The sequence below is a fragment of the Actinoplanes sp. NPDC051851 genome, from assembly GCF_040681165.1.
Lineage (GTDB): Bacteria > Actinomycetota > Actinomycetes > Mycobacteriales > Micromonosporaceae > Actinoplanes.
This window is the reverse complement of record NZ_JBFAYF010000042.1, coordinates 62648-71842: the sequence shown is the minus strand read 5'-3', so window position 1 is coordinate 71842 and position 9195 is coordinate 62648. Positions and strand designations below refer to the sequence as shown.

The following is a 9195-nucleotide window of genomic DNA, read 5'->3' as shown; positions in this document are numbered from 1 at the left end:
TCAATCAACCGTGTGGACTAGGTCACAGCAGGTAGCCGTTCGGACACTGTTCATCGATACAGCCGCCGGGATCTTGCGCCGCCGCGACGGAACTGCATACCGTCCGCCCGTGTCGAAAAAGGCGAGACCAAAGGAGCCGCACCACACCCGGTTGCGGCAGTCGGGGCGACCATGGTGGATCGCCGCGGGCGTGACCGTGGCGGTCCTGATCGGCCTCACCACCTGGGCACTGTGGCCGGAGCCGCCTCGCCAGCGCGAGTACCTCGATGCCACCGCCTGTCTGCTGACCGATGAGAAGGGCATCGCCGCCGAACCGGCCACCTCGGTGTGGGCCACGATGCAGGAGCTCTCCGCGGTCAGCCTGGTCCGGGTGCAATACCTCCCGGTCAACGGCCCGCAGACGGCCGGGAACGCGGTCACCTACGCCACGTCCCTGGCCATCGGCCGCTGCGGCGCAATCGTCGCCACCGGCGAGCCCCAGGCCGCCGCGGTCGGCCAGATCGCCGCCACATACCCGGCGATCCGCTTCATCACCGTCGGCGCGGGCACCACCGCCGACAACGTCGAGGTCGTCACCGAGACCACCGGCGAGGCCCTGCGGGGCACCCTCAAGAACCACCTGGACACGCTCGCCGACGCCGCCACCTGATCTCCGGCGACGGACGGCCCGCGCGCGTCAGGCGTAGTAGTCGTCCAGGGTCTCGGCCTTTCATACCGGCTCGAGCGGCACGTGCGGGGCGGTGGGTGCACGCGATCAAGGGTGATCAGGGGCGGTGGGCGCACCCGAGCCGCGACCTGTACTCGGGCAGCCGCCATAGGGGCGCCAGAACGACTCGATCAGCGATCGGGGACTCCCGCCGCCCCGGCCGGGCATGATCGTGGACACGGACCGCCCGGGGCGCGCCCGCCAAACGATTGAAGATCACGAACCGGCGTGGATCCTGATGGGACGGGGAGGGGAGCCCGGCCAGCGAAGTGGACGCCCCAGGACCGGTCTACCCCGGTCTGTCCCGCAGGTCACCCAAGACGAACACGCCCCCGGTGAGCGGACTCAGGCGGCTGCCCGGCCCCGGAGGTCGTCCAGGGTCGAGCGGACCAGGGCGACCGTCTCCCAGTCGTCGCCGCTCAGGCTCGTCAGGGCGGCCGGGAAGACGCCGTCCTGTTCCTTGAGAATGTGGTCGCGGAGCAGGTCGAGCGTGGCGACCAGCCGGTCCGGCCAATCGGGGTCGGCCGGGGTGCCCACGGACGCCTCACCGAGCACCTTCTCGACCAGCCGGTGCTCGTCCTCCAGCGCCGCGATCTGGCCCGGGAAGTCGGCCTTCATCAGGGGGAAGAGGCCGTTCTCCTCGACCGCGGTGTGCGGGCCGAGAACCCTGCTGATCTGCCGGGCCAGCGCCGCCATCCGGTCGCGGTCGCCGGCCGTGTGGGCCGTCTGGACGAAGCTGATCAGGTTGACCACCGTGTCGTGTTCCTCGGTGAGGCGCTTGATCTCGGTGATCGACTGGCAGCCGCAGTACTCACACATGAGCGGGCACCGCCTGCCGGGGACGGCCGACCGAGAGGATGTCGAGCAGCAGCGCCGCGCCGGCGACCAGGGCGAGCAGGACCAGGCCGATCGCGTACGAGTGGTAGCTGCCGTAGAGCGCGCCCATCACCAGCGGCGGGACGAAGCCGCCCAACCCGCCGGCCGCGCCGACCACACCGGTGACCGCGCCGACCTGGCTGGCCGGGGCCTGCTGGGCGACCAGGGCGAAGGTGGCGCCGCTGCCGATGCCGAGCGCGGCGGCCATCAGCAGGAAGGCGGCCGTGCCGACCGGGGCGAGGCCGGGGGTGAAGGAGAGCACGACCGCGCCGGCGACGACCACGCCCAGCGCCGCCGCGAGCACCCGGCTGGGCGCGATCCGGTCGGAGATCCAGCCGCCGACCGGGCGCATCAGGACCGCGAGCAGCACGAACCCGGCCATCCGGTTGGCGGCGTCGGCCTGGGTCAGCCCGTACGCGTTCTTCAGGTACGACGGCAGGTAGACCGAGAACGCGACGTACCCGCCGAACGCGACCGCGTAGAGCGCCGACGCCTGCCAGGTGATCCTGAGCCGGAAGACAGCGCCGAGCGAGGTGGTCCGGGCGGCGCGCCCTGGTGCGTCCCGCATGACGAGATACGCGACGGCGGCGTAGACGACCAGCACACCTGCGGTGATCAGAAACGGCGTCGACATGCTGCCCGCGGCGACCAGTTTCACCGTGGTGAGGGCGCTGATCGCGGTGCCGCCCATGCCGGCGCCGAAGACACCGACCGCGAAGCCGCGCCGCTCCGGCGGGAACCAGGCGCTGACGAAGGGCACGCCGACCGCGAAGGCCGTACCGCCGATGCCGAGGAAGAAGCCGCCGACCAGGAGTGCGGCGAGCGAGTCGTGTCCGAGAAGGCCCAGGTAGAGCACGGGCACCACGGTGGCCAGCGAGACGAGCGGGAACATCACCCGGCCGCCGTACCGGTCGGTCAGCGCGCCGATCGGGATCCGCCCGAGCGAGCCGACCACCACCGGCACCGCGACCAGCAGCGACTGCTGGAACGAGGTCAGGCCCAGCGTCGTGGTGAACCTGGTGGCGAGGGGGCTGAGCAGCGCCCAGGCCCAGAAGTTGACCGCGAAACCGACGGTGGCGAGGGCGAGCATCACGCCCGGCTTGGTTTTCATGACTTCCCCACGGGGTGGAAGGCGCGGTCACGAACGACCGCGGGAGCGGGAGGGGGCACCGGCGCGGGCGTGCCGCGGCGCCGGTAGACCACATAGGGGCGCCGGAGGTAGGCGAGCGGCGCTGACCAGACGTGGACAAGCCGGGTGAACGGCCAGAGCGCCAGGAACAGGAAGCCGCCGATCGCGTGCAACTGGTAGACGAGCGGCGCGCCGGTCATCAGCGAGGTGTGCGGCTGGAACCAGAAGATCCCGCGGAACCAGACCGCGATCGTCTCCCGGTAGTCGTAGCCGCTACCCAGCAGGTTCTTGCCGATCGTGGCGCTCATCCCGAGCACCACCATGGCGGCGAGGAACGCGTAGAGGACCCGGTCCATCGTGGTGGTGACCCGCCGGATGCGGCCGTTGACGAGCCGCCGGGCGATCAGCAGCACTAGTCCGACGACAAGCACGAATCCGGTCACCGCGCCGCCCCAGACGGCCACCAGGTGATAGCCGTGCTCGGGGATGCCGAGAGCAGAGGTCACCGACGCGGGGATCAGCAGGCCCATCGCGTGCCCGGCGATCACCCCGAACGCGCCGAGGTGGAACAGCGGCGAGCCGAGCCGCAGCCAGCGGTTCTCCAGCAGCTGGCTGGTGTGCGTGGTCCAGCCGAATTGATCGTGCCGCCAGCGCCACACGTGTCCGGCAACGAACACCGTGAGGCAGGCGTAGGGCAGCACCACCCAGATCAGCGTGTTCATCGGTATGCCTCCACCAGATTCGGTCCGCAGCCGATGGCGTCGAGCCCCACGGTCTCCACCGGCGGCCCGTCGGCGGCCAGGGCCGCCAGGGAAACGCGATCCTCATCGGTCAGTTGCGGCAGGACGGCGACGATCGCCTCGAGCACTTTCAGGTACGCGCTCCCCGCCTCCCGCAGGGCCGTGAGAAGCAGTTCGATCCCGTGCCGATGCTGCCGCAGCGGGGCCTCCCCCGCCCCGGGACCGACCGTGGCCGCGAATTCGAGAACCACCGGGAGCAGGTCGGGCAGCTCGCCGTCGGCCAGCCGGAGCCCGTGTGCCCGGTACCGCTGCTTGAGCACGAGCAGCGCCATCCCGCGCTTGCGGGTGTCCCCGTGCAGGTAGTACGTCAGGTAGAGCCCGGACTTGCGCCGCAGGTCGAACGTCCGCACGTACTCGCGCTGCACGTCGATCGGGCTCTGCGCGAGGAACCAGTCCAGGAACTCCCCGAGGGGAGGCGAGCCAGCGGTGACCGCGGCCGCGCGCAACTCCGCACCGGCCGCGAGCAGCTCCGCGTCGGGGTAGGTGAGCAGCAGCGACGCCAGCTGGAAGACCTGTGAGCGGTTCACGACCGGCTCCTCTGCCGGATCTGGAGAAGGTTGAAACCGTCGGCGCCGCCCATGCCCGGGCCGCCCTCGCAGTCCAGTGAGCACCCGTCGTGCCCGGCGGCCTGCGCGTCGAGCATCGCGGCCTCCCGGGAGTGCGCCGGCGGGATCACGTACCGCTCGTCGTACTTGGCGATCGCGAGCAGCCGGTACATCGCCTCGACCTGCTCGCCGGTCATCCCGATGCCGTCCAGCAGGTCCGCCGCGACGGTGCCGTCGAGCGTGCGGGCCCGCATGTACGAGCGCATCGCGGCCAGCTTCATCAGCACGCCGGCCGCCGCACCGGTGTCGCCCGCGGTGAAGAGCTCGGCCAGGTACTCGACCGGGATCCGCAGGTCGCGGATGGTGTGGAAGACGTCGTCGGCGTCGGTGTCGTCGCGCCCGGCCGCCCCGGTCGCGTCGAGCACCGGCGAGAGCGGCGGCACGTACCAGACCATCGGCAGTGTCCGGTACTCCGGGTGCAGCGGCAGCGCGATCTTGTACTCGCTGATCAGCCGCCAGACCGGGGAGCGCTGCGCCGCCTCGATCCACTCGTCGGGGTGCCCGGCGTCGCGGGCGGCCTGCTGCACCGCGGGGTCGAACGGGTCCAGGAAGAGCGAGCGCTGCGCGCCGAGCAGGTCATGCTCGTCCTCGCTCGACGCCGCGGCGAGGACGGCGTCTTCGTCGTACCAGAGAAGCCCGAGATAGCGGAGGCGGCCGACGCAGGTCTCCGAGCAGACGGTCGGCTGCCCCGCCTCGATGCGCGGGAAGCAGAACGTGCACTTCTCGGCCTTGCCGGTGGCGTGGTTGACGTAGACCTTCTTGTACGGGCACGCCGACACGCACATCCGCCAGCCACGGCAGCGGTCCTGGTCGACCAGGACGATGCCGTCCTCCTCGCGCTTGTACATCGCGCCGGAGGGGCAGGCCGAGACGCACGCCGGGTTGAGGCAGTGCTCGCAGATCCGCGGCAGGTGGAACATGAAGGTCTTCTCGAAGTCGAACCGCACCTTCTCGGTCATCCTCGCGAGATTCGGGTCCTCGGCCATCGAGGAGCCGCCGAGCGAGTCCTCCCAGTTCGCGCCCCACTCGACCTTCATGGGTTCGCCGGTGAGCCGGGAGTACGGCCGCTTGACCGGCGTGTCCGTCAACCCGCCCGGGGCACTGACCAGCTGGTCCTTGTCGAACGTGGCCGGCTCGTAGTAGTCGTCGATGCTCGGCAGGTCCGGGTTCGCGAAGATCCGGGAGAGCCGCTTGAGCCGCCCGCCGCTGCGCAGCACGAGCCGGCCGGCGGAGTCGAGCTTCCAGCCGCCCTTCCAGCGCTCCTGGTCCTCGTAGTGCTTCGGGTACCCGATGCCGGGCTTCGTCTCGACGTTGTTGAACCAGACGTACTCGGTGCCCTCCCGGTTGGTCCAGGTCTGCTTGCACGTCACCGAGCAGGTGTGGCAGCCGATGCACTTGTCGAGGTTCATCACCATGGCGACCTGCGCGCGGATCCGCATCAGTACTCCACCTCCTGGGTCCGGCGGCGGATCACGGTGATCTCGTCGCGCTGGCTGCCGATCGGGCCGTAGTAGTTGAAGGCGTAGGTGAGCTGGGCGTGCCCGCCGGCCAGATGCGTCGGCTTGATCAGCAGCCGGGTCATCGAGTTGTGGTAGCCACCGCGCTTCTTCGACCTCTCGGCCTTGGGGACGTTCACCGTCCGCTCCGGCGAGTGGTACTGGAAGACCGTGCCCTCGGGCATCCGGTGCGAGACCACCGCGCGGGCCACCACGACGCCGTTACGGTTGTGCGCCTCGATCCAGTCGTTGTCGCGGACGCCGATCTTGGCGGCGTCCTGGACGGACATCCAGATCACCGGGCCGCCCCGGGAGAGCGCCAGCATCAGCTCGTTGTCGTGGTACATCGAGTGGATCGACCACTTGGCGTGCGGGGTCAGGAAGCGTACGGTCACTCCCCCGTCGACCGCCTCGCCCGGCCTGCCGAAGTGCCGGGCCATGTTCAGCGGCGGCCGGAACGCCGGGAGCTGCTCGCCGAGCTCGGCCACCCAGTCGTGCTCGACGAAGAAGTGCTGCCGCCCGGTGACGGTGTGCCACGGCTTCAACCGCTCCACGTTGATCGTGAACGGCGAGTACCGGCGCCCACCCTTCTCCGAGCCGGACCATTCGGGGCTGGTGAAGACCGGTTGCGGCTTCTCCTGCGTCTCGGCGTAGGTGATCCGGTCCTTCTCGTGGCCCTCGATGTAATCCGTGAGAGGCCGGCCGGTCCGCTTCTCCAACTCGGCGAAGCCCTTGAGGGCCAGCGCTCCGTTCGTGGTCCCGGAGAGCGCGAGGATGGCCTCACACATCCGGTCGGCCGTGGCCAGTGACGGGCGCCCGTCGATCACCCCGTTCTGGTGCTTCAGATAGGAGATCTCTTCCCGTACGTCGATCGTGATGGCCTTCGTCGTGGTGCCCAGCTCGTCGAGCAGCGGTCCGACGGTGCGCATCTTCTGCCCGATCAGCGTGTAGTCCCGCTCGACCGTGATCAGTTTCGGCATGGTCTTCCCCGGGACCGGGTCGCACTCCCCGGCCCTCCAGTCGCGGACCCGGCCGCTCGGCATGGCCAGCTCGTCCGGGGTGTCGTGCTGCAGCGGCGCCGCCAGCACGTCGGTCCGGGTGCCCAGGTGGATCACGGCCAGTTCGCTGACCTTGTCGGCCAGGGCCAGGAACGTGTCGTAGTCGGTGTGCGCGTCCGGTGGCGGCTCCACGGCCGGGCTGAACGAGTGCACGAACGGGTGCATGTCCGTGGTGGAGATGTCGTGCTTCTCGTACCAGGTGGCAGCGGGCAGGACCAGGTCGGCGTGCAGCCCGGTGTTGGTCATCCGGAAGTCGATCGCGGTGAGCAGGTCGAGCTTGCCGACCGGGGCGTCCTCGCGCCAGACCACGTCGCGCGGGCGCTGCCCGGGCGGGCACTGTTCGGCGCTGGCCAGGCTGTCGACGCCGAGCAGGTGCCGCATGAAGAACTCGTTGCCCTTGCCGGAGGAGCCGAGCAGGTTGGCCCGCCAGAGCGTGAGGCAGCGCGGGAAGTTGTTCGGGTCGTCGGGGTCCTCGGCGACCGGCTTGAGGCTGCCGTCCTTCAGCGACGCGATGATGTATTCGCTGGTCGAGAGGCCGGCCACGGCGGCGTCATCGGTCAGGTCGAGCGGGTTGCGGTTGAAGAACGGGTGGCCCGGACTCCAGCCCATCCGCTGCGCCGCCGCGACCGTGTCCGCGAAGGCCATCCCCTGGAACCGCCCGGTGCCCAGCGGCGACGCCAGCTCGTCGGCGGGGACGCGCTCGTAGCGCCACTGGTCGGTGTGCAGGTACCAGAACGGGGTGGCGGCCTGGTGGCGCATCGGGCGCTGCCAGTCGAACGCGAAGCTCATGTGCTGCTGACCGGTGATCGGGCGGGCCTTCTCCTGGCCGACGTAGTGCGCCCAGCCGCCGCCGTTGACACCCTGGCAGCCGGTGAGCGTGACCAGCGAGATGAACGCCCGGTACGTCATGTCCGAGTGGAACCACTGGTTCGCGCCGGCGCCGAGCACGATCATCGACCGGCCCCGGCTGCGCTCGGCGTTGCGGGCGAACTCCCGGCCGATCTTCACGGCGAGCCGGGCCGGGACACCGGTGATCCGCTCCTGCCAGGCGGGGGTGTTCGGGCTCTCCGCGTCGTCGTAGCCGGTGGGCCATGCGCCGGGCAGGTCGCCGCGGCGAACGCCGTACTGCGCGAGCAGGAGATCGAAGACGGTCGTGACGACATGCTCGCCGACGTGGCGTACGGGAACGGAACGCCGTTGAAGGGACCCGCCCTCGGTCTCGCCGACGTCGAACCGGGCGAGATCGATCTCCTGGAAGAGGTCGCCCTCGATGCCGAGCGCCGGGACCACGTCACCCAGATCCAGATTCCAGCGGCCGGGCCGGTCGTCGTAGCGGAAGCCGAGTGATCCGTTCGGGACGACCAGCGAGCCGTCACGCTCATCGATCAGCACGGTCTTGTGGTCGCCACCGGCCTCGCCGAGATCGGCCGCCGTGAGGAACCTGTCCGCTTTTCCGTCCTTTATAGTGACAAGAAAAGGCAGATCAGTGAATTTTCGTACGTAGTCCGTGAAGTAGTCCACCTGACGGTCGACGAAGAACTCCTTGAGGATCACGTGGCCCATCGCCATCGCCAGGGCGCCGTCCGTGCCCGGGTGCGGGGCCAGCCAGTCGTCGGCGAACTTCACGTTGTCCGCGTAGTCCGGACTGACCGCGACCACCTTCGTACCCCGGTAGCGGGCCTCGGCCAGGAAGTGCGCGTCCGGCGTCCGGGTCACCGGGATGTTCGAACCCCACATCATCAGGTACGTGGCGTTCCACCAGTCCCCCGCCTCGGGCACGTCGGTCTGGTCGCCCCAGATCTGCGGCGAGGCGATCGGCAGGTCGGCGTACCAGTCGTAGAAGCTGAGCAGGGTGCCGCCGAGCAGCGCGTGATACCGGGTGCCGGCCGCGAACGAGGCCATCGACATCGCCGGGATCGGCGAGAACCCGACCACCCGGTCCGGCCCGTACGTCTTGGTGGTGTAGACGTGCGCCGCGGCCATCATCTCGATCGCCTCGTCCCAGCTCGCCCGCACGAAACCGCCGCGCCCGCGCTGACCCTTGTAGGCCGCCGCCTTCAGCGGCGTCTCGACGATCTCCGCCCACGCGGCCACCGGATCGCCCAGACGCTGCCGCGCCTCGCGATACATCTCGGCCAGGTTCCCTCTCACGTACGGGTGGCGTACGCGCGACGGCGAGTACTCGTACCAGGAGAAGGAGGCGCCGCGGGGGCAGCCCCGGGGCTCGTAGTCGGGCGCGTCCGGCCCGGTCGTCGGGTAGTCGGTGGCCTGGTGCTCCCAGGTGATCAGCCCGTCCCGGACGAAGACGTTCCACGAGCAGGAGCCGGTGCAGTTCACGCCGTGGGTGGAGCGGACCACCCGGTCGTACTGCCAGCGGTCCCGGTAGAACGACTCCCAGCCCTCGCCACCGACCTGGTGCAGGGTCCGCTCCGGGGTGAGGAAACGGCGGGCGGCGAGAAGCGGTGCGGGTTTCGACGACACGGGAGCCTTCTTTCTGTGGTCCCCTTCAGCCTCGCCCGGACCCC

7 protein-coding genes are annotated in these 9195 nt (G+C 70.1%); 1 reads left to right on the top strand and 6 read right to left on the bottom strand.

What is annotated here, in order from left to right; genetic code table 11:
- Positions 1-190 precede the first annotated feature (190 nt).
- Entirely contained in the window at positions 191-649 is a 459-nt protein-coding gene (locus tag AB0M08_RS32365) for a hypothetical protein (protein ID WP_364501537.1), read from the top strand.
- Between the two features lie 402 nt (positions 650-1051).
- On the opposite strand, the gene AB0M08_RS32360 is transcribed toward AB0M08_RS32365, so the two are convergent.
- Genes AB0M08_RS32360 through AB0M08_RS32335 form a run of 6 tightly spaced genes read right to left on the bottom strand, consistent with a single transcriptional unit; the run spans position 1052 to position 9151 of the window.
- Positions 1052-1525 (bottom strand): hemerythrin domain-containing protein, encoded by a 474-nt coding sequence (locus AB0M08_RS32360; RefSeq protein ID WP_364501534.1) that lies wholly within the window; start codon positions 1523-1525, stop codon positions 1052-1054.
- Positions 1518-2693, bottom strand: coding sequence for an MFS transporter (locus AB0M08_RS32355; RefSeq protein WP_364501531.1), 1176 nt, complete (start codon positions 2691-2693; stop codon positions 1518-1520). The genes AB0M08_RS32360 and AB0M08_RS32355 overlap by 8 nt, the downstream gene beginning before the upstream one ends.
- The gene (gene narI / locus AB0M08_RS32350) at positions 2690-3433 is read right to left on the bottom strand and encodes a respiratory nitrate reductase subunit gamma (protein WP_364501528.1); all 744 of its coding nucleotides are present in this window, start codon (positions 3431-3433) and stop codon (positions 2690-2692) included. Before narI ends, AB0M08_RS32355 begins: the two co-directional genes overlap by 4 nt.
- The gene (gene narJ, locus AB0M08_RS32345) at positions 3430-4038 is read right to left on the bottom strand and encodes a nitrate reductase molybdenum cofactor assembly chaperone (protein WP_364501525.1); all 609 of its coding nucleotides are present in this window, start codon (positions 4036-4038) and stop codon (positions 3430-3432) included. Before narJ ends, narI begins: the two co-directional genes overlap by 4 nt.
- Positions 4035-5555, bottom strand: a complete 1521-nt coding sequence (narH, locus tag AB0M08_RS32340; protein WP_364501523.1) for a nitrate reductase subunit beta — start codon at positions 5553-5555, stop codon at positions 4035-4037. Before narH ends, narJ begins: the two co-directional genes overlap by 4 nt.
- A complete protein-coding gene (locus tag AB0M08_RS32335; protein WP_364501520.1) occupies positions 5555-9151 on the bottom strand; it encodes a nitrate reductase subunit alpha in 3597 nt (1198 codons plus the stop codon). Before AB0M08_RS32335 ends, narH begins: the two co-directional genes overlap by 1 nt.
- Positions 9152-9195 lie beyond the last annotated feature (44 nt).